This is a genomic window from Pseudomonas sp. FDAARGOS_380 (assembly GCF_002591235.1).
Taxonomy (GTDB): domain Bacteria; phylum Pseudomonadota; class Gammaproteobacteria; order Pseudomonadales; family Pseudomonadaceae; genus Aquipseudomonas; species Aquipseudomonas salmasensis.
Map to the genome: position 1 here is coordinate 5619038 of NZ_CP023969.1, position 18982 is coordinate 5638019.

Genomic DNA, 18982 nt, shown 5'->3' on the forward strand with positions numbered 1-18982 from the left:
AGGTTTCAGCGCTCCCGGAAATCGGCGGCGCTCAAGCCAAACCGACTCATCTTGTTGTACAGCCCGCCCCGCGACACATCCAGTTGCTGTGCGGCCAGGCGAATGTTGCCGCGGGTGCTGGTGAGCGCGGCAACGATGGCGTGCATTTCATGGCTGCTCAAATCCTGTGCGGGCTGGGGCTGGTAGGCGCGCAACGTCGGGCGTTGCTGGGTTTCTAACGGCAAGTCGGCCGATTGAATCAGCTCGCCCATCGCCAGGTTGGTCGCCCGCTCAATGACGTTTTCCAGCTCCCGCACGTTGCCCGGCCAGCCATGGGCTGACAGCAACGCCAACGCATCCGGCGCGAAACCTTGCACCGTTTTACGTAGCGAGCGGGCGCAGCGCTGCAGGAAATGCCGCGCCAGCAATGGGATATCGTCACGGCGCATACGCAGTGGCGGCACGCTCAGGTTCAGCACGTTGAGTCGGTAGTAAAGGTCTTCACGAAACGCGCCCTCGGCCACCGCCTGGCTCAGGTTGCGATGGGTGGCGGCGATGATGCGCACGTCGACTTGCCGCGATTGCTTGGCCCCGACGCGGGTGATCTCACCCTCCTGCAAAACCCGTAGCAGACTGACCTGGGCATCGAAGGACATGTCGCCAATTTCATCCAGGAAGATGGTGCCGCCATCCGCCAGTTCGAACTTGCCTGCCGCCCCACCCCGCGCCGAGCCGGTGAACGCACCTTCGACGTGGCCGAACAGTTCGCTCTGCACTAGGTCCCGTGGGATCGCGCCGCAGTTGACCGCCACAAACGGGCCGTTGCAACGCTCGCTGCCGTTATGAATGGCCTGGGCAAACAGCTCCTTGCCGGTGCCGCTTTCGCCGAGGATCAAGGTGGTGGACTCGCTGCGACTGGCAATGCGCCCCAGGTGCAGTGCATCTTGTATGGCCCGCGAGGTGCCCAGGATGGTCTCGAAGGTATAGCGGGCCTGGGTGCCGATAATGCGCCGGGTAATCTCGCGGATACGGCGGTTTTCGCGCACCGACACAATCACCCCACCCTGCTCCAGTGGGCATACCGAAACCAGGCAGGCGAGTTGGCTGCCGTCGTGCAAGTGGAAGGTGCAATCGCGGTCGCGCACCGGCTCACCCAGCGCGTCGCTCAGTTCACTGCGGCCCAGGCGCTGGAAAGGACTGCCGATCAACTCGCGCCCCACCCCGAACAGTTGCCGCGCATAACGGTTGAGTGCCTTGATGCAGCCACGCTCATCGAGCACCACCAAGCCTTCGTTGAGCACTTCGAGCACGGCCTGTTGTTCTTCCAGCAACACCTGCAGCGCCATCTGCCGCGACACCGCTTCGGCCGCCGCTTGAACGGTGCCCAGGGTGTGGAAATGAAACCAGCCAGGCTCGGCGGTCAGGGTGAGCATGGCCAAGGTCTGGCCTTGGGCATCCTTGATCGGCGCGGCGGCGCAGTGCATGTGGCGCTGGCGCAGGCCGCTGGCGAAATTTTCTTCAGCCAGCACATACACCAGGCGATCTTCGGCCAGGGCCAGGCCGGTGCAGTTGGTGCCTTGCACCGCTTCGAGCAAGCGACTGCCCACCGGGGTGATGTCCAGCCCGCAAAAATACAGCGTCGTGCCCTCGGCATCCGTGAGGTTGATATGCCCGCGCGGGTTGTAAGCCAGCAATCCATGCATGACTTGCGCGGCAGCGGCGATCAGGGCGCGATGGTGGGCCAGGGTCGCCGCCAACGCTTGCGGCGCGACAAAGCGATAGTCGCTGTGACCGGGCTCGATACCCGCCTCGACACTGCGTCGCCAGGAATCCCAGATAACCTGGCGCACCCCGTCCGGACGCACGACTTGGCCAGCCAGGCACTCTCGCCACGCCTGCTCCAAGGCGGCGATGGGCCCGTCGTTCAGCGCGGCAGGCCCCAGGTTCGTGAGGTATTCGAGGTCTTGCACACTGAACGCCTGGGTCATTGCGGTTATCCATGTTCATATTTTCGACATGTCAGTATAGACATGTCATGAATATGAACACTTTTTGTTTAATTAAAATATTAAATACTTATAAATCAGCTAGTTATAAACTGGCACAGGCCTTGCTTTTGCCCCTGTGTCACCCAGGACGGTCCTGGGGGCCCATAACAACAAAAGGGGTCGTTTCATGAGTACACAGAACATCCGCCTGGGCTTGATCGGTGCCGGCCGCATGGGCAGCTTCCATGGCCTTACCGCTGCACGCCATATTCCCGGTGCCTGCCTCGCCGCCATCGCCGATCCCGTGCCGGGCCAGGCCGCTCGCCTGGCAGCAGAACTGGGGGTGGACAAGGCCTACACCGACCCGCAACAGCTGCTGGACGACCCGGACATCGACGGCGTGCTCATCGCCGCCCCTGCCCGTAGCCACGCGGAGCTGGTGATCAAGGCCGCACGCGCCGGCAAGGGCATCTTCTGCGAAAAACCCATGGCGATTACCCTGGACGAAGCCGACCGCGCTATCGCCGCCGCTGCCGATGCACGGGTGCCCCTGCAGGTCGGCTTCAATCGGCGCTTCGCCAGAAGCTTTCGCACGGCGCACCTCGACGTGGTCGCCGGACGTATTGGCACGCCACAGCTGCTACGCTCGCTGACGCGCGACCCGGCGCTGAACAACCCGGCCAACTCACCGCAATGGGTGATCTTCCTCGAAACCCTGATCCACGACTTCGACACCCTGCGCTACCTCAACCCTGGGGCCGAAGTGGTCCAGGTGCAGGTGATGGCCGACGCGCTGATTGCCCCGCAATTCAAAAGCCAAGGCTTGCTCGACACCGCCGTGGTCACCCTGCGCTTTGACAACGGCGCCATTGCCACCGCCGAAGCCAGCTTCCAGGCCGTGTATGGCTACGATGTGCGCGGCGAAGTGTTCGGCAGCAAGGGCATGCTGAGCATGGGCAGCCTTAACGACTGCGACCTGGTGCGCTACCTGGCCGAGGGCATCCAGGCAGACACCCAGCGGATGGACACCGACCTGCTGCGCGACGCCTACATCGCCGAGCTCAACCACTTTGTCGACTGCCTGCGCAGCGGCGCCAAGCCCCTGGCCAGCGGTGAAGATGCGCGTGCAGCCCTGGCAATTGCCCGTGCCTGCATTGAGTCGTATCAAACCGGCATGGCCGTGGCCGTTCAAGGAGCCCGCCAATGATGCCGTTCAAATTGGCCGTCAGCGCCGAAATGGTGTTCCTCGACCTGCCCTTCATCGAGCGGGTCAAACGTATTCATGCCCTGGGCTTCAGCGCCGAAATCTGGGGTTGGGCCGATAAGGACATTCAGGCCTTGGCGGCGACCGGTGCGGACTTCACCTCGATGACCGGCTACCTCAGCGGCACCCTCACCGACCCCGACGGCATCCGCCAATTGCTCGACAGCGCCCGTGAGTCCCTGGGCATTGCCGAGCGCCTCAATTGCCCCAGCCTCAACCTGCATGGCACGGGCCTGGGTGAAGGCGGCCTGCCCGTGCAGCCCGTCAGCCACACCACCGGGCGCATGTGGCTGAGCGCATGCAAAAGCCTGGAGAAAATCGCGCGCCTGGGGGAAGACGCCGGCCGCGTGTTCCTGCTGGAAAACCTCAACACCGCCGTCGACCACCCAGGTACACCGTTTGCGCGTGCCGACGACACCCTGGCCCTGATCGAAGCCGTCGGCAGCCCGCATCTGAAGATGAACCTGGACCTGTACCACGCGCAGATTGGCGAAGGTAACCTGATCGAACTGATCCAGCGCGCTGGCAGCGCCATCGGCGAAATCCAGGTGGCTGATGTGCCTGGGCGCAAGGAGCCCGGCACGGGCGAAATCCACTACCCAGCCATTGCCCGGGCCTTGCACGCCATGGGTTACACCGGTGTGGTCGGCCTGGAGGGCTGGGCCAGCGGCGACAGCGAGACGGCCCTGGAGCGTTTCCGCCAGGCATTCACCCTATAACAATAAAAGGAACAGCCTCATGCACCGTTATTCATTACTAGTGGCCGCGCTGTTATTGATGTTCAGCCAGTGGTCCTTCGCCGCCTATCGCATCGGCGTGAGCATTGCCCGGGTGGACGATAACTTCATGACCTACGTGCGCACCGGCCTGGAGGCGGCAGCCAAACACCAGGACGTGCAGATCCAATTCGAAGACGCCCAGGGCGATGTGGTGCGCCAGCTCAATCAGGTCGAAGGCTTTCTCAACCAGAAGGTCGATGCGGTGATCGTGCTGCCGGTCGACACCGCCGCCACCGCCAACATCACCCGCGCCGCCGTGGCGGCGAAGACGCCGCTGGTGTACGTCAACCGCCACCCGGATGAGCGTACGCTGCCTGAGGGCGTGGTCACGGTGGCCTCCAACGACATCGAAGCGGGGCAATTGCAGATGCGCTACCTCGCCCAAAAACTGGGCGGCAAGGGCAATGTGGCGATCATCATGGGCGACCTTACACAGAACGCCACCCATGCCCGCACCGAAGGGGTCAAACAGGTGCTCAAGGACTTCCCCGGAATCAAGATCGTCGAGCAGCAAAGCGCCGAATGGCAGCGCAGCAAAGGCATGGACCTGACCAGCAACTGGTTGCTGGCCGGCACCGCGTTCAATGCCATTGTCGCCAACAACGATGAAATGGCGATTGGCGCGGCCATGGCCTTGCAGCAAGCAGGCAAGGCCAAGGGCGAGATTGCGATTGTCGGCATCGACGGTTTGCCCGATGGCTTGGCGGCGATCAAGCGCGGGCTGCTGGCGGGCTCAGTGTTCCAGGACCCCAAGGCCCAGGCTGCCCAGGCCGTGCAAGCGGCGGTGCGGATGATCAAGGGCGAGCAAGTTGAAGCACAGGTGTGGGTGCCATTTGAACTGATCACACCTGAACAGGTGGCGGTGTTTGAGCAGCGCTACAAATAACGCAGCTTTGTAGGAGCGAGCTTGCTCGCGAAGAACGCCCAGACGCCGCGCTCATTCAGGAAGCACGCGTTATCGTTGACGTTTTTCGCGAGCAAGCTCGCTCCTACCTGGTTATCGTATCAATCAAGGTCACTTGCATCATGTCGCTCGGGCAACTGATCATCCCCCGACACCCGGTTCACCCGCCGCCCACGCTGCACCGCCGGCCGTGCGTCAATCGCATCCGCCCAGCGCTGCACATGCTTGTATTCATGCACCGACAAAAACTCCGCCGCGCCATACAAACGGCCTTTGACCAACCCACCGTACCAAGGCCATATCGCGATATCGGCAATGGTGTAGTCATCCCCGGCAATGTATTGGCTGACCGCCAGGCGCTTATCCAGCACATCCAGTTGGCGCTTGGTCTCCATGGCAAAGCGGTTGATCGGGTATTCCATCTTGCTCGGCGCATAGGCATAGAAATGCCCGAAGCCGCCGCCCAGGTAAGGCGCGCTGCCCATCTGCCAGAACAACCAAGACAGGCATTCAGCCCGTGCGGCGGGCTCCGTGGGCAGGAACGCACCGAACTTCTCGGCCAGGTACTGCAAAATCGCGCCTGATTCGAACACGCGAATCGGCGTGGCGCCGCTGTGGTCCATCAGCGCCGGAATCTTCGAGTTCGGGTTCACCGCCACAAAGCCACTGCCGAACTGGTCGCCGTCGCCGATCTTGATCAGCCAGGCATCGTATTCGGCGCCGCTGTGCCCCAGGGCCAGCAGTTCTTCCAGCAGGATCGTGACCTTCTGCCCATTGGGCGTGGCCAGGGAGTATAACTGCAGCGGGTGCTTGCCCACCGGCAGCGGCTTTTCGTGGGTGGCGCCGGCGATGGGCCGGTTGATGCTGGCGAAGGTGCCGCCGCTTTCGGCGTCCCAGGTCCAGACTTTGGCAGGTACGTACTCGGTCATAATCAATGCTCCAGAGGCGCTTGTGATCCACTAAGCGTTCCAGACTAAACCAAAGGTTGATGACTCGTCACACAGTGAATGCCACCACCACCCGCTGCGATAGCGTCAATATTGATCTGCACCACCTTGCGGCTCGGATACAGCCGCGACAGCAGCTCCAGCGCCTTGCGGTCCGCCAGTGGGTCGCCGAACTCAGGCGCAATTACCGCATCGTTGATCACGAAGTAATTGATATAGCCCGCGGCGAAATCCGGGTTGCCTTGGCTGAACTTGCTTTTACGCGGCTTGAGCGGCGGCGATACGGTATGCACCTGCAACGGGCGACCATCGGCGTCGGTGGCGTTCTTGAGCATTTCCAGGTGTGCCAGGGTGACCTTGTAGTCATAGGACTGCGGGTCGGTGTCGAGATTGGCCAGCACCACGCCGGGGGACACAAAGCGTGCGTAGAAATCCACGTGGGCGTCGGTGATGTCCTTGCCCTTGATACCCGGCAGCCAAATGATTTTACGCAAGCCCAGGCGCTCCTTGAGTTCGGCCTCCACCTCAGCCTGGCTCCAGTCGGGGTTGCGATTGCGATTAATCCAACTGCTTTGCGTCATGATGCCGGTGCCCAGGCCATCCACTTCAATGCCACCGCCCTCGCCCACCAGTTCGCTGCGCCAGTAACGGGCCCCAGTATGTTCGGCAATCTGGGCAGCCAGTTGCGCATCCTCGGCGTGCTGCTGTTTGTTGCCCCACCCGTTGAAGTTGAAATCCACCGCCCCCAGCGCTCCGGTGCCATCAATCACGAAGTTGGCGCCGGTGTCGCGTATCCAGATGTCGTCCAGCTCGGTCTCGACAAAGGTGATGTTGCGCGTGCCACAGTGTTTTTCCGCCAGCACCCGTTCGTCTCCACGGCAAAACACGGTCACCGGCTCATACTCGGCAATCGCCCGGGCGATACGGCCCAGCGCTGCTTGAACATCGGCGGTAAAGTCCTCCCAGATGGCCTCCTGGGCACCAAAGGCAATAAACGCCTGGCGGTGTTTTTCACCCTCGTCGGGCATATAGAAGCGGCCACTGACAGCGGCACGTACGTAAGGAGCAATCAGGCTCATGGCGGCGACCACGCTGGTGTGTTTGAGGAAGGTTCGACGGGTTGGCATGGGGGTCTCTACTGAAGAAGGGCGGTCTTGAATTTAGTCCATACGCGCATACGTGCACGCATATCGGCCTGGGGGATATCTTTGCCAGCGATCAACCGTTCAAAGGTGGCGGCATCTGGGTAAATATCCGGGTTGTCGCGCAGGCTGGCCTCCACCTGCGGTCGCGCCTTGGCATTGGCGGTGGGATAGCCGGTCAGGTTGGTGATAGCGGCCATGTTCTGCGGGCGCATCACAAAGTTGATAAAAGCGTAGGCGTATTCCGGGTGCCGGGCATCGACGGGAATCGCCATGGTGTCCATCCAGACTGTCGTGCCCTCGCGGGGGATGTGATAGCCGAAGGTCACCGCCTTGCCAGCCGCATCGGCGGCGCGCTGGGCCTGGGTCATGTCGCCGCTGTAGCCTAGGGACAGGCACAGGTTGCCGTTGACCAGATCGGTCACCGGTTGCGACTGGAACTTGCGAATAAAGGGGCGCAGCTTGAGCAACAGTGCACTGGCCGCAGCCAGATCTTCGGGCTTGGCACTGCGCGGGGCGCGGCCCAGGTAGTTAAGCACCACCGCGAGCACTTCATCCGGCGAGTCGATCAGGGAGATGCCGCAATCGGCAAATTGGGCGGCAAACTCGGGCTTGAACAGTAGGTCGAGGCTGTTGACCGGCGCATTCGGCAGGCGCTGGCGGATCTGCTCGGTGTTGTAGGTCAGGCCGATGGTGCCCCAGGTATAGGGCACCGTGGCCTTGTTCGAATTGACGTAATGCGCACGCAACGCCTGCAGGCCCGGTTCAATGTCCCCCAGGGCCGTGAGCCTGGCAGGGTCCAGGGCCTGCAAGCTGCCGGCGCGCATCAGGCGCTCGGCCACTGTGTCGCCTGGGAAGATCAAGTCATAGCCACTGCCACCGGCCATCAGCTTGGCTTCCAGGGTTTCACTGCTGTCCATCACATCGTAGATCAAATGGATACCGGTTTCGGCGGTGAACCTGGACAAGGTGTCAGGGGCAAAATAATCGGCCCAGTTATACAGCTTCAGGGTCTTGTCATCAGCCACGACACAGGCGCTGGTGAGGATGAGGGCACAGCTCAACAGGCGTTTCATGATAGGCGCCCATCCAGGGTCAGCAGTGCACCATACAAGTCCGGGCGACGGTCACGGTATATGCCCCAGGTCAGGCGCTCTTCGCCCATGGTGGCCAGGTCCAGGCTGTGCACGAGTACGCCCGTGCTGTCGCGGTCGGCTTCGGCCAACAGCTTGCCTTTGTGATCGCAGATAAACGATGAACCATAAAAATCCATTTGCAGGCTCGCATTACTGTTCGCCACTTCGCGCCCGACGCGGTTGGCCGCCACCACCGGCAGCAGGTTGGCCGCCGCGTGCCCGCGCATGGTCATCTGCCAATGGTCGCGGGAATCGAGGCTGGCACAGCCGGGTTCCGAACCGATGGCGGTGGGAAACAGCAGTACCTCGGCGCCATGTAATGCCAGGCAGCGCGCGGTTTCCGGAAACCACTGGTCCCAGCAGATACCGATGCCCAGGCGCCCGAAGGCGCTGTCCCACACGCGAAAACCGGTGTCACCGGGGCTGAAATATTCCTTCTCCTGGTAGCCGATGGCGTTGGGAATATGGCTCTTGCGGTACACCCCAAGCAATCGCCCGTCAGCATCCGCCACACTCAGGGAATTAAAGAACGCATTGCCGGCTTTTTCGAACCAGCTCAGTGGCAGCACGACTCCTAACTCCTTGGCCAATGCAGCAAAGCGTTTGAGCACTTGGCTGTGCTGATACTCCTCGGCCAAGGCCAGGTGCTGATGCCGTTGTTCGATGCAGAAATACGGCGTAGCGAATAGCTCCTGCAACAGGATTACCTGGGCGCCCTTGGCGGCTGCGTTGCGCACCAGTTGCTCGGCGCGGTCGAGGTTACTCGGTAAATCCCAGGTGCAAGGCATCTGGGTAGTGGCAATCGTCAATAGACGCATGGCATTACCCCTTCACTGGCCAGGCGGGCTGTTGTTGGGTGATGCAATGCACACCGCCGCCGCCATGGGCCAGGTGGTTGATTCGCACCGGTACGATCTCGCGGTCCGGAAAAGCCTGGCCCAGGACATTGGCCGCGACCTGATCTGCGGCGATCCCATAGGCCGGCATGATGATTGCGCCATTGGCGATATAGAAGTTGGAGTAGGAAGCGCAGAAGGCCTCGGCGCCAGTGTCTACGGCCTCGGAGGCCTCATACAGCTCGATCAGCTCAAAGCGACGGCCCCGGGCATCGGTGGCCAACTCCAGGACGCGGCGGTTTTCCCTTGCTACTTGGGCGTAGACCGAGCAGTGGTCGAGGGTCGCGTCTACCAGCAACACGCCGGGGCGAGCAAAGGCGCAGATGCCGTCGACATGCCCATCGGTCATGTCACCGGTGACGTAGTTCGGGTCGCCGGGCAACCAGATCGTCTTCTTGATGCCCAGCCAGCGCGCAAACACTTTCTCGATGTCAGCCTTGGTCACGCCAGGGTTGCGGTTGGGATTGAGCAGCACCGATTCGGTGGTGATCAAGGTGCCCTCGCCGTCCACATGAAAGGCGCCGCCCTCGTTGCTCAACGGTGTGCCGAAACAGACAAGCCCGAGGTGATTGAGCACCCGACGGGCCAGGCTTTCATCCCATTCATGGGCCGACTTTTCACCCCAGGCATTGAAGCGCCAGCTCACACCGGCCAGCCCATGTTGCGGGTGATAGATAAAGGACGGGCCGGAGTCGCGGCACCAGCTGTCGTTGACCGCCTGGGGGATCAGTTCAATGCGCGGGCCGCACAAGGCGATGGCACTGGCAAGCGCCGAAGGGTCGACAACCATCTTCACCGGCTCAAACCGCGCAATGGCATTGGCTACCCGCGCGAAGTCCTGCTGCACCTGCGCCAGCGTCACGCCCCAAGTGTTCTCCCACAACGCCTGGTTATGAGGCCAGACCATCCAGGTCGCCGCATGCTGGGACCACTCGGCGGGCATCCGCCACCCCAGGTTTTCAACTTCATCCATCTGCATGACAAGTACCTTTGAATTAAGTCATTGTGTTCAGCGAAAACTACCCAAGGGGTATTGCCAGGCATGCTACGTTGGAGAAAAAGCGTAAACAAACGATGAATTTTGCAGAAAACTGATTAGAGGAACTTATCAGCATGCTCAACCAATGGCCGCCCCTCGGCACCCTTCGCGGCTTTGAAGCCGCCGCTCGGCTGGGCAATTTTCACAAGGCGGCCGAAGAGCTGCACTTGACTCAATCGGCTATCAGCCAGCAGATTCGCAGCCTGGAAGCGTACCTTGAACAGCCGCTGTTTTTTCGCAGCGGGCGCAGCGTCAGCTTGACCGACGCCGGCCAGGATTTCCTCAGCACCACCCAGGCCTTACTGCAACAACTGGCCGTCGGCGTACGACGCCTTGGGCAATACCGCAAACCTAATCAACTGGTGCTCAACACCACGCCGGCCTTTGCCCGGCATTGGCTGTTGCCTCGCCTAGCCGACTTTCGCCGCCAACACCCGCAGGTCGATCTATGGATTTTCAGCACCGACGAAGTGCCAGACATGGCCAGCCAGACCATCGATTTGGCGGTGCGCGACGACATCAGCTCCCAGGCCGAATGCAGCTTCAAGGTGCTGCATATCGACCGGCTGTTTCCGGCATGCCACCCCCAGGTGCTGGAGGTGCCTCTTGAGCAACGCACCACCTTGCACGGTGAGCGGGAAATGGACTGGAGTCACTGGGCGGTGGAAGCCGGGATTGATGTGGGGCAACAGGACCAGGGCCTGAATTTTTCCGACCCCGGTTTATTGCTGGATGCGGTGTGCACCGGGTTGGGGATTGGCCTGGTAAGCCAGTTGCTCAGCCGCCAGGGGCAAGCCAAAGGTTTGCTGACGCCGTTGGTAGACGCCACCATTCGCGGCCCCAGCTGGGCGCTACTGACCCATCGCGACAGCGAGAACGACCCCCTGGCGCGGTGTTTTATCGAGTGGCTATCGAGCCGTTTGCAGGGAGATGCGACATGAATGACCGACTCGACGACCTCCTCGCGGACCATTTGCACGTACTGTTCTGCGGCATCAACCCTGGCAAGGGCTCCGCCGCCCTCGGCCTGCATTTTGCCAATCGCAGCAATCGCTTCTGGCGTACGGTGCATCTGGCCGGTTTCACGCCCCATGAGATTCGCCCGCAAGACGGCGCCACCTTGCTGCACTACGGTTGCGGATTAACCACTTTGGTGGCACGGCCAACGGCCAGTGCAGGCGAGTTGGCGCGGCATGAATTCCAGGACGCGGCGGCGGCGTTCGAACACAAGATCCGCCGCCATGCCCCGCGCTTCGTCGCGTTCCTCGGCAAGCCCGGCTATAGCGCGCTGAGCGGCCAGCGCGAGGTCGCCTGGGGTTTGCAAGCGCAGCCACTGGGCGACGCCTCGGTCTGGGTGCTGCCCAACCCCAGCGGGCGCAACCTGGCGTTCAGCCTCGATCAATTGGTGCAAGCGTATCGGCTGCTGCACAACGCCGTTGCGCACGCCCGGCCCGCGCCCGTAATCTCTTGAGCCCAACACCCTGTAAGCAATGGAGGCTGCATGAAACTGGTCGGAATGCTGGACTCGCCCTACGTACGCCGCGTGGCTGTTTCCCTGGAGTTATACGGGGTGGACTTTGTGCATGAACCGCTGTCGGTGTTCAGCACTTACGCTGAATTTGCCCAGATCAACCCCGTAGTCAAGGCCCCTACCCTGGTGCTGGACGATGGCACGGTGCTGATGGATTCGAGCCTGATCCTCGATTACCTGGAAACGCTGGCGCCGGCTGACAAGAAGCTGCTGCCCCAACAACCGGCGGCACGTGCCCGTGACCTGCAATTGCTTGGGCTCGCGCTGGCGGCATGCGAGAAAAGCGTGCAGATCGTCTATGAACACAACCTTCGCCCCGCTGAAAAATTGCATGCGCCGTGGCTTGAGCGCGTTACCGGGCAACTGCTGGCGGCTTATGCGCTGCTGGACAAGCAGCTGGCAGGCAATGAAGCGCTGACCCAGGCGTCGATTACCGCAGCGGTCGCCTGGTCGTTCAGCCAGTTCACCGTGGCCTCGGTGGTGAAGGCCGATGCGTTCCCCAACCTCAAGCGCCATGCTGAACGCCTGGAGCAGCACCCGGCGTTCAAGCGTTACCCCATCGAGTAAGCACCACAATTTAACTGTGGGAGCGGGCTTGCTCGCGAAGGCGGTGTGTCAGAACCTAATAAGTTCACTGGCACACCGCCTTCGCGAGCAAGCCCGCTCCCACACTCGATGTGCATCATTCTGAACATCGCGTTTTATACCCAGCCGCCGTCAACGATAAAGTTCTGCGCCGAGCACATCGCCGAGGCATCCGAGGCCAAAAACAGCGCCATGTTGGCGATGTGTTCCGGCATCACGCTGCCGGGCAGGCACTGGCTGCGGGCGATGAGGTCCTTGGCGGCGTCGTCGACCCACATGGCCAGTTGTTTTTCGGTCATCACCCAACCCGGCACCAAGGTGTTAACGCGGATATGGTTGGGCCCCAGTTCCCGCGCCAGGGCTCGGGTCATGCCGTGGGCGGCGGCCTTGCTGGCGGCGTATACGGGGTAGCCGGCCGAGGCCATCATCCAGCCCACCGAGCCCAGGTTGATGATCGAGCCGCCACCGGCCTGTTTCATCGTGGGCACCACCGCCTTGGCGGCAAAGAAGGCGTGCTTGAGGTTGACCGCAATCAGCTGGTCGAACATGTGCGAGTCGATTTCTTCCAGGCTGTGGCGCACATCGTTCGCTGCATTGTTGACCAGTACCGTAATCGGCCCCAGGGAATGCTCGAAGCGCCCGATCGCCGCGCGGTAACCGATCTCGTCGGTGATATCGCAGCACTCGAACTCGACACGCTGCCCTTTGGAGTTCAGCAGCGCCGCCAAGCGTTCACCCTGGCTCTGTGCACGGTCCACAAACGCCACGTTGGCGCCCTGCGCGGCGAAGGCCCGCACCATGAACTCGCCAATCCCCGAAGCCCCGCCGGAAACCAGCACGGTTTTGTCCTTGAGGTCGGGATAAATCGCTTGCTGGGTAGTCATAACAATCAGTGCTCCGCTTAATTAGTCTTATTTTATTTTGCAAGAACGGCGTTAAAGGCTATAAATCTGCTGTCATATCGACAAAATATCTCAAATTAGTAGAACTATTCCAGCAAAACAACAAAAGGAAGTTCGACCATGAAGCACCCTCGATACCTGCTGTCCGGCCTCGCGCTGTCCATGCTTATCGCCAGCGGCGGCGCGCACGCTGCCGGCCTTAGCAGCGAACACAAACCCTTCGGCAAAACCAACGATGGCACCGCCGTCGAACAGTACGTGTTGCGCAACAGCCATGGCATGCAAGCCACGGTGATCACCTACGGCGGCGTGCTGCAGTCGCTAAAAGTGCCAGACAAACACGGCAAGCTCGACGACGTGGTGCTGGGCTTTGATGACGTGCAAGGTTATCAAGGCGGTACCGCGTTTTTCGGCGCGACCATTGGCCGCTTCGGCAATCGCCTGGCCGGCGGCGCCTTCGAACTCGACGGCAAACGCTACCAGGTGCCGCTCAACGATGGCCCCAATTCGCTGCATGGCGGCGCCCAGGGCTTCGACAAGCAGGTGTGGCAAGCCAAATCGGTCAAGGACAAAGACTCGGTGGGCGTCACCCTCACCTACCTGTCCAAAGATGGAGAAATGGGCTTTCCGGGCAACTTGAAAACCGAGGTCACCTACCGCCTCAACGACAACAACGAACTGCACATCGACTACACCGCCACCACCGATAAACCGACGGTGCTCAACCTCACCAACCACAGCTATTTCAACCTGGCCGGCGCGGGCAACGGCGACATTCTCAAGCAGGTCGCCACCTTGCACGCCAGCCACTACACACCAGTGAATGCCACCTTGATTCCCACCGGTGAATTGGCGCCGGTCAAGGGCACGCCGATGGACTTCCTGAAGCCCACACCTATCGGCCAGCACATCAAAGACGACCATCCGCAGCTCAAATTCGCCGAGCCCAAGCAAGGTGGCTTCGACTTCAACTGGGCGCTGGATACCAAAGGGGACGTCAAGCAACTGGCCGCCGAGGTGCATGATCCTGAATCAGGGCGGCGTTTGCAGCTCTACACCACAGAGCCTGGCGTACAGTTCTATACCAGCAACTTCCTGGACGGTTCGGTGAAGGGCAAAGGCGGCAAGACGTATCAGCATTGGAGTGGGTTTACCTTGGAGACCCAGCATTTTCCGGATGCGCCTAACCAACCAGGCTTCGCCTCAACCCGCTTGAATCCGGGGCAGACTTACACCCAGAGCACGCTCTTCAAATTCACCGCTGATTAAAACTGTAGGAGCGAGCTTGCTCGCGAAAAACTCAAAGGCACCGCGTTTGTTCAGGAAACACGCGTTACCGTTGACGTTTTTCGCGAGCAAGCTCGCTCCTACATTGATCTGATGGCCTGGGTTCAGCGTTGTTTCATGCGGTCGATGACCACGGCCAACAGCAGGATCGAGCCGCGGATCACATACTGGTAGAAGGTATCGATGTTCTTGAGGTTCATCGCATTCTCGATGATCGCCAGAATCAACACCCCGGCAATCACATGCCGGATCATGCCGATACCACCGCTCAGCGATACCCCACCCAGCACGCAGGCCGAGATCACCGTGAGCTCGAAACCCTGGCCGATCATCGGCTGGCCGGAGGTCATGCGTGAAGCCAGGATTACTCCCGCCAGCGCGCCAATCAGGCCGTGCACGGCAAAGATCAGGATCTTGGTGCGGTCAACGTTCACGCCCGCCAGCAGCGCCGCCTCCGGGTTACCGCCGATGGCCATGGTGTTGCGCCCAAAGGTGGTGTAGTTGAGCAGCCAGCCGAAGAACAGGAAGCACACGATGGTGATCAGGATCGGCACCGGCACACCAAACAATTGGCCGTTGCCGAACACAAAGAATTGCTCCTGGGACACACCCACCGCTTTGCCGTCGGCAAAGATATAAGCCAGGCCGCGCACGATCTGCATGGTCGCCAGCGTGGTGATCAAGGCGTTGACCCGCAGCTTGGCGATCACGATGCCGTTGATCAGCCCCACCATCAGGCCCATCAGCAGCGCTGCGCCAATGCCCAGCATCACGCTGTCGGTATCGCGCATCACAATCGCCGCGACCACCCCGGCGCAGGCGATCACCGAGCCTACCGACAGGTCGAAGTGCCCTGAAGCCAGGCAGAACAGCATGGTGCACGCGGCGATGCCCACAGTGGAAATAGCCAGGCCCAGACCGCGCATGTTGAGCGGCGAGAGGAAGTTATCGATCAGCAGCGCGCACAGTACGAAGATGCCCACTGCCGCCAAGAGCATCGCCCAGTTATCGAGCAATGCGCGTATATCGAGGGGTTTGCGTGCCGAGGGCAGCGCGTTGTTTTGAATGGTCATGGTCGTCTCTCAGTTCGCCAGGCCGCGTGGCAAGGCCAGCTGCAGCAGGTTGGATTCAGTCGCCTGTTCGCGCCGTTGTTCGCCGCGCAGGGCGCCTTCGCACAGCACCAGGATGCGGTCAGAAATGCCCATCACCTCCATCAGGTCGCTGGACACCACGATTACTGCAATGCCACTGGCCGCCAGGTTATGGATGATCTGGTAGATCTCCGACTTGGCGCCGATGTCGATACCGCGAGTGGGTTCGTCGAGCAGCAACACCTTCATCGGCATCGACAGCCAGCGGCCAAGGATGGCTTTCTGTTGGTTGCCGCCGGACAGGTACATGATCTTCTGCGCCGCGTTCGGCGTTTTGACCCGCATCGCCTGGATCTGTCGGTCGGCGTTACCTTTCTCCCAGCCTTCGCGCAACAGCCAGCCAAAGGTGGAATGGGCGCCACGGGCGCTGATGTTGATGTTTTCAGCGACGCTGCCCAGCGGGATGATGCCCTCTTTCTTGCGGTCCTCCGGACACAGCAATACGCCGGCGGCGATGGCGTCGCGGGGTGAGCGCAACTGCAACGGCTCACCACAGAGTTCCAGGCTGCCGGCACTGGCGCGCTCTAACCCGCTGAGCAGGCGAAACAGCTCGGTACGCCCCGCCCCCACCAGCCCGAACAGGCCCAGGATCTCGCCCTTGCGCACCTGGAAACTGATGGGTTCACGCAGGCCCGGGCCGAGCAAGCCGTCCACCTTGAGCGCCACCTCGCCTTGCTCACGCGCTCGGTAATCGTAGATATCCTGGATATCGCGACCGACCATGCAGGTCACCAGTTGATCGTGGGTCAGCGTGCTCATGTCCTCGAACGTGCGCACATAGCGGCCGTCCTTGAACACCGTCACCGCATCGCAAATACGGAACACCTCTTCCATACGGTGCGACACGTACAGCACCACTTTGCCCTCGTCGCGCAGGCGCGCGATGATCGCCATCAAGCGGTCGATTTCCCGCGCCGACAAACTGCTGGTGGGTTCATCAAAGGCAATCACGTTGGCGCCACGAGACAGCGCCTTGGCGATTTCCACCAGCTGACGCTGGCCCAGGGACAGGCGCCCGAGTTTCTCGTCGGGATCGATTTCATCGGCCAGGCCCTTGAGGCAGGCCAGGGCCTGCTTGCGCAGCAGGCCCCGGTTGACCACGCCAAAGCGCGTGGGCAAATGCCCGAGGAACAGGTTCTCGGCCACGCTCATTTCCGGCACCAGGTGCAGCTCTTGGTGAATCACCGCCACGCCGCTGGCGATGCTGTCGGCGGCGCATTTGAAGGCCATGGTTTGCGCGCCGATCTGCACCGTACCGCTGGACGGAATGTAGGCGCCGCCGAGGATTTTCAGCAGGGTCGACTTGCCTGCGCCGTTCTCGCCCATCAGCGCGTGCACCTGCCCCGGGTGGGCGGTGAAGCAGATACCATCCAACGCCTTGACCCCGGGAAAGGTCTTGCCGATGCCGTCAAACCGCAGGGCCGCAGCGGTCATTTCCACAGCCCGATCTTGGTCAGTTCCGCCTGGAAGTTTTCACGGGTGATCAGCGTCACTTCGTCCATGGCCGTGTATTTCGGCGGCTCGGTGCCCTTGGTGACCCACTCGTACATCATCTCGGCGGTTTTGTAGCCTTCAATGTGCGGGCTGGGCAGCATCGAACCAAAGAAGCCGCTGTTGGCTTTCTTCAATTCGCCGATGGCGTCGGTGCCATTGATGCCGATACCGATCACGTTGGCTGCGGCGAAACCGGCACTTTCGGTGGCGCGCACGCCGCCGAGCACGGTGTTGTCGTTCATACCGCCGATGATCAGGTTTTTCGCGCTGCCCGGTAGTTTGACCAGCGCTGAGTTGGTGGCGTCCATGCTGCCTGGGACGTCGAGGGTTTTCAGTGGGGCGGTGAGGATGTGATCTTTAGGAATGCCAGCCTCTTCCAGCGACTTGATCGAGCCATCGGTGCGTTTCTTGCCGGTGTCGAGTTCGTTGAAGGTGTTGATCACCGCGTAGGTGTCCTTCCAGTCCCAACCGCGTTTTTTCGCTTCGGCGGCCATGGCGGCGCCCTGCTTCTGGCCCACTTCAAATGCGGCCATGCCCAGGTACGGCACGTCTTCCATGAAGTTGCCCTTGGCATCGACAAAGCGATCATCCACGGCCATCACTTTCAAGCCGTTGGCCTTGGCCTTGGCGACAATCGCCGGGCCCAGGGACACGTCTGGCGGGCAGATCACAAAACCCTTGGCGCCGTTGGCGGCCAGGCTGTCGATGGCCGAGAGGGTTTTCTCGCCGTCGGGCACCGCGATCTTGATGAGTTTGAAGCCTTTGTCCTGGGCGGCTTTTTCCGCAAACGCCCATTCAGTCTGGAACCAGGGCTCTTCGGCCTGCTTGACCAAAAAGCCGATTTTCACTTCTTCAGCGGCCAGCAACAGGCCGCTCAAGCTCATGGCCGAGACCGCCACAGCGGCGCAGCACAGGGAACGCAAACCACGACGACGATTCATACGGGTGACTCCTTGTTGTTGTTTTTAGGTAGAACTTTGTAGGAGCGAGCTTGCTCTCGAAAACCCCGAGGGCGACGCGTTCATCCAGCATGAACGCGTTATCGTTGACGTTTTTTGCGGGCAAGCCCGCTCCTACAGGTTATCCGGCGAAGCGGTGACAGGGCTTGCCTGGCACGTCCACCTCAATGGCCAATACCGCACCGTCAAGGGGATGATTCAAGGGACTCGCAGCACTGGTGATATACAACGTGGTGAGCTCGGGCCCACCGAACACGCAACTGGTGGGCCGGCTGACCGGCAGTTCGATGATGCGATCCACCGCACCCGAGGGCGTCAGCCGCAGCAGACAACTGCCGTCCCAACGCGCGTTCCAGATATAGCCCTCAGCGTCCATGGACGAACCATCCGGCCCGCCGCGTGTGTGCGGCCCGAACCAGGCCTGGGCGGCGCCAAGTTGGCCGTCAACCTGGATCGAATGCTGATAGAGCGTGCCGTCCATGCTGTCGCCGAAATGCACCTGGCTGCCCTCCTCGCTCCAGAGCAAGGTGTTGGGAATGCCCAGGCCGTTGAGCAACCGCGTGACCGTTGCATCAGCATCAATACGAAACAAGCCACCGGAGCGCCGGGTAATCGGCAGGTCTTCACCCTGCTCGCCAATGTTGTTCTGCATGGTGCCCAACCACAGGCGGCCCTGGGCATCGCAGCGTGCTTCATTGCCACGGTTGCCCGCTTGCGGGTCGGCTACGCACAGCAAGGTCAAGGCTTCGGTGGCCAGGTCCAGGCGATACACGCCGCTGCTCAAGGTCACCAGCGCATCGCCGCGTTCACAGGGGATGAACGCCGAGACATGCTCGGGCAACTGCCACACCTGCAACTCCCCGCCCATCAGGCGCAGCGCCTGGCGGGCGGCGATATCCACCCAATACAAGGCCTGGGTTGGTACATCCCAGAACGGCCCTTCGCCCAACCGGGCACGGTGCGAGGTGACTGCGCTCAACGACATGAAGCCTCCTGATC

The 18982-nt window shown here is 61.3% G+C and carries 18 protein-coding genes; 7 read left to right on the forward strand and 11 right to left on the reverse strand.

Features of this window, described 5'->3' with window-relative positions:
* Positions 1-5: 5 nt before the first annotated feature.
* Positions 6-1967 carry a sigma-54-dependent Fis family transcriptional regulator gene (locus tag CRN80_RS26090; protein WP_098951909.1) on the reverse strand — a complete coding sequence of 654 codons (1962 nt, stop codon included), beginning with the start codon at positions 1965-1967 and terminating at the stop codon, positions 6-8.
* A gap of 187 nt (positions 1968-2154) precedes the next feature.
* Between CRN80_RS26090 and CRN80_RS26095 the strand changes: the two genes are divergently transcribed.
* The 3 genes from CRN80_RS26095 to CRN80_RS26105 are packed head-to-tail and all read left to right on the forward strand — an operon-like array spanning position 2155 to position 4896.
* Complete coding sequence (locus CRN80_RS26095; RefSeq protein WP_098951911.1) at positions 2155-3174, forward strand: Gfo/Idh/MocA family oxidoreductase; 1020 nt, start codon at positions 2155-2157, stop codon at positions 3172-3174.
* On the forward strand, positions 3171-3950 hold the full coding sequence (locus CRN80_RS26100; protein ID WP_032892286.1) for a TIM barrel protein: 780 nt from the start codon (positions 3171-3173) through the stop codon (positions 3948-3950). Before CRN80_RS26095 ends, CRN80_RS26100 begins: the two co-directional genes overlap by 4 nt.
* Before the next feature lie 19 nt (positions 3951-3969).
* The gene (locus CRN80_RS26105) at positions 3970-4896 is read left to right on the forward strand and encodes a sugar ABC transporter substrate-binding protein (RefSeq protein WP_098951912.1); all 927 of its coding nucleotides are present in this window, start codon (positions 3970-3972) and stop codon (positions 4894-4896) included.
* A gap of 119 nt (positions 4897-5015) precedes the next feature.
* Here CRN80_RS26105 and yghU read toward each other — a convergent pair whose 3' ends face one another.
* Genes yghU through CRN80_RS26130 form a run of 5 tightly spaced genes read right to left on the reverse strand, consistent with a single transcriptional unit; the run spans position 5016 to position 10014 of the window.
* Complete coding sequence (yghU, locus tag CRN80_RS26110) at positions 5016-5843, reverse strand: glutathione-dependent disulfide-bond oxidoreductase (protein ID WP_032892288.1); 828 nt, start codon at positions 5841-5843, stop codon at positions 5016-5018.
* A 44-nt stretch (positions 5844-5887) separates the two neighbouring features.
* Entirely contained in the window at positions 5888-6988 is a 1101-nt protein-coding gene (locus CRN80_RS26115) for an agmatine/peptidylarginine deiminase (protein ID WP_098951914.1), read from the reverse strand.
* A gap of 8 nt (positions 6989-6996) precedes the next feature.
* Positions 6997-8079 (reverse strand): extracellular solute-binding protein, encoded by a 1083-nt coding sequence (locus CRN80_RS26120; RefSeq protein WP_098951916.1) that lies wholly within the window; start codon positions 8077-8079, stop codon positions 6997-6999.
* Entirely contained in the window at positions 8076-8957 is an 882-nt protein-coding gene (aguB, locus tag CRN80_RS26125; protein ID WP_098951918.1) for an N-carbamoylputrescine amidase, read from the reverse strand. Before aguB ends, CRN80_RS26120 begins: the two co-directional genes overlap by 4 nt.
* Positions 8958-8961: 4 nt before the next feature.
* Positions 8962-10014 carry an agmatine/peptidylarginine deiminase gene (locus tag CRN80_RS26130; RefSeq protein ID WP_098951920.1) on the reverse strand — a complete coding sequence of 351 codons (1053 nt, stop codon included), beginning with the start codon at positions 10012-10014 and terminating at the stop codon, positions 8962-8964.
* Positions 10015-10148: 134 nt separating this feature from the next.
* Between CRN80_RS26130 and CRN80_RS26135 the strand changes: the two genes are divergently transcribed.
* Genes CRN80_RS26135 through CRN80_RS26145 form a run of 3 tightly spaced genes read left to right on the forward strand, consistent with a single transcriptional unit; the run spans position 10149 to position 12172 of the window.
* Entirely contained in the window at positions 10149-11015 is an 867-nt protein-coding gene (locus CRN80_RS26135; protein ID WP_098951921.1) for a LysR substrate-binding domain-containing protein, read from the forward strand.
* Positions 11012-11545 (forward strand): G/U mismatch-specific DNA glycosylase, encoded by a 534-nt coding sequence (gene mug, locus CRN80_RS26140; RefSeq protein ID WP_098951923.1) that lies wholly within the window; start codon positions 11012-11014, stop codon positions 11543-11545. Before CRN80_RS26135 ends, mug begins: the two co-directional genes overlap by 4 nt.
* Positions 11546-11575: 30 nt before the next feature.
* Positions 11576-12172 carry a glutathione S-transferase family protein gene (locus CRN80_RS26145; RefSeq protein ID WP_014718078.1) on the forward strand — a complete coding sequence of 199 codons (597 nt, stop codon included), beginning with the start codon at positions 11576-11578 and terminating at the stop codon, positions 12170-12172.
* A 134-nt stretch (positions 12173-12306) separates the two neighbouring features.
* On the opposite strand, the gene CRN80_RS26150 is transcribed toward CRN80_RS26145, so the two are convergent.
* Positions 12307-13074 (reverse strand): SDR family NAD(P)-dependent oxidoreductase, encoded by a 768-nt coding sequence (locus CRN80_RS26150; protein ID WP_098951925.1) that lies wholly within the window; start codon positions 13072-13074, stop codon positions 12307-12309.
* Positions 13075-13212: 138 nt separating this feature from the next.
* On the opposite strand from CRN80_RS26150, the gene CRN80_RS26155 reads away from it, so the two are divergent.
* Positions 13213-14361: an aldose epimerase family protein gene (locus CRN80_RS26155; protein ID WP_032892291.1), complete on the forward strand. Its 1149-nt coding sequence runs from the start codon at positions 13213-13215 to the stop codon at positions 14359-14361.
* A 122-nt stretch (positions 14362-14483) separates the two neighbouring features.
* Here the strand turns inward: CRN80_RS26155 and araH are convergent, their stop codons facing one another.
* The 4 genes from araH to CRN80_RS26175 all read right to left on the reverse strand — a co-directional run bounded on the left by araH (position 14484) and on the right by CRN80_RS26175 (position 18968).
* Positions 14484-15452: an L-arabinose ABC transporter permease AraH gene (gene araH, locus CRN80_RS26160; RefSeq protein ID WP_098951927.1), complete on the reverse strand. Its 969-nt coding sequence runs from the start codon at positions 15450-15452 to the stop codon at positions 14484-14486.
* 9 nt (positions 15453-15461) lie between these two features.
* A complete protein-coding gene (gene araG, locus CRN80_RS26165) occupies positions 15462-16964 on the reverse strand; it encodes an L-arabinose ABC transporter ATP-binding protein AraG (RefSeq protein WP_098951929.1) in 1503 nt (500 codons plus the stop codon).
* Entirely contained in the window at positions 16961-17965 is a 1005-nt protein-coding gene (locus CRN80_RS26170) for a substrate-binding domain-containing protein (RefSeq protein ID WP_032892294.1), read from the reverse strand. The genes araG and CRN80_RS26170 overlap by 4 nt, the downstream gene beginning before the upstream one ends.
* A 139-nt stretch (positions 17966-18104) precedes the next feature.
* Positions 18105-18968 carry an SMP-30/gluconolactonase/LRE family protein gene (locus tag CRN80_RS26175; protein WP_098951931.1) on the reverse strand — a complete coding sequence of 288 codons (864 nt, stop codon included), beginning with the start codon at positions 18966-18968 and terminating at the stop codon, positions 18105-18107.
* Positions 18969-18982 lie beyond the last annotated feature (14 nt).